Consider the following 1,325-nt stretch of genomic DNA (forward strand, 5'->3'; position numbering starts at 1 on the left):
TGCTCATGCTGAGTTTCCAGCACTAGATTAACTGCCCGTTCACGGACTTCCGGAGAGTAACGTTTGGTCGTTGTCATAGAGACCTCCACTTTTAAAGTATAGACTCTAATTTATCCGGGGTGATTCACTATGTTTCGTATGTGCGGCCGTGACGATCAGCAGGGGGTTATCGCCGCCAGCTACATTATCGACAAATTGAAAGCGACCAAAGTGGCGATTATTCACGACAAAGATACCTACGGTCAGGGACTGGTGGACGCCACCAAGGCCGCGCTGAATAAAGCGGGCGTGAAAGAAGTGATGTATGAAGGGTTATCGCGCGGCGAAAAAGATTTCAACGCGCTGGTGACCAAAATACGCTCGGTGGATCCGCAGGTGGTGTATTTCGGCGGGTGCCATCCCGAGGCCGGGGCCGCTGGTGCGGCAAATGCGTGAACAGGGCGTGAAGGCGACGTTTTTCTCCGGCGACTGCATCGTCACCGAAGAGCTGGTGACCGCCGCGGGAGGCCCGCAATATACCGATGGGGTATTGATGACCTTTGGACAAGACCCGCGCTTGATCCCGGCGGGAAAATCGGTGATTGAAACCTTCCGCGCCAGCAAGTTCGAGCCGGAGGGATATACCCTTTACGCTTATGCCTCGCTACAGGCGATTGCCGCCGCGTTCAAAGCCACCGGCGGCAGCGATTCCGCCAAAGCCAGCGACTGGTTGAAATCCCATTCGGTGGACACTGTAATGGGTCCTAAAAGCTGGGACAGCAAGGGGGATTTGAAAGTCTCCGATTATGTGGTTTATCAATGGGATAATAAGGGGAAATATCAGCAGTTGCCTTAACCGCGCGGCAGTACATCCAGGGGCGCGCCGGCATGATAAGCCCGGCGCTTTCATCGCAGAGCGCCGTCAGGTGCTCTGTTGGGCCAAACGGGACCGCTTATCTATGGAAGCATTTTTTTTGGCAGCAGATGTTTAACGGCTTAACCCTGGGCGCCGTTTATGGCCTTATCGCCATCGGCTATACCATGGTGTATGGCATTATCGGCATGATTAATTTCGCCCATGGCGAAGTCTATATGATCTCCGCCTACCTGTGCGCCATCGGCCTGGCGCTGCTCTCTTTCTTTGGCGTGTCCTCGTTTCCCCTGCTAATATTTGGCACGCTGGTGTTCACGCTGGTGTTCACCGGGGTTTACGGCTGGGTGAATCACCCCGGATAAATTAGAGTCTATACTTTAAAAGTGGAGGTCTCTATGACAACGACCAAACGTTACTCTCCGGAAGTCCGTGAACGGGCAGTTAATCTAGTGCTGGAAACTCAGCATGAGCA

The 1,325-nt window shown here is 53.7% G+C and carries 2 pseudogenes; both read left to right on the forward strand.

The window, feature by feature from the left end:
- Nucleotides 1-129: 129 nt before the first annotated feature.
- Nucleotides 130-835 (forward strand): annotated as a pseudogene (locus CINSTRO3249_RS15970) (branched-chain amino acid ABC transporter substrate-binding protein); the annotation flags it as partial.
- Between the two features lie 128 nt (nucleotides 836-963).
- Nucleotides 964-1,197 (forward strand): annotated as a pseudogene (locus CINSTRO3249_RS15975) (branched-chain amino acid ABC transporter permease LivH); the annotation flags it as partial.
- Between the last annotated feature and the right edge of the window lie 128 nt (nucleotides 1,198-1,325).

The sequence above is a fragment of the Candidatus Sodalis sp. SoCistrobi genome (assembly GCF_900143145.1).
Classification (GTDB): domain Bacteria; phylum Pseudomonadota; class Gammaproteobacteria; order Enterobacterales; family Enterobacteriaceae; genus SoCistrobi.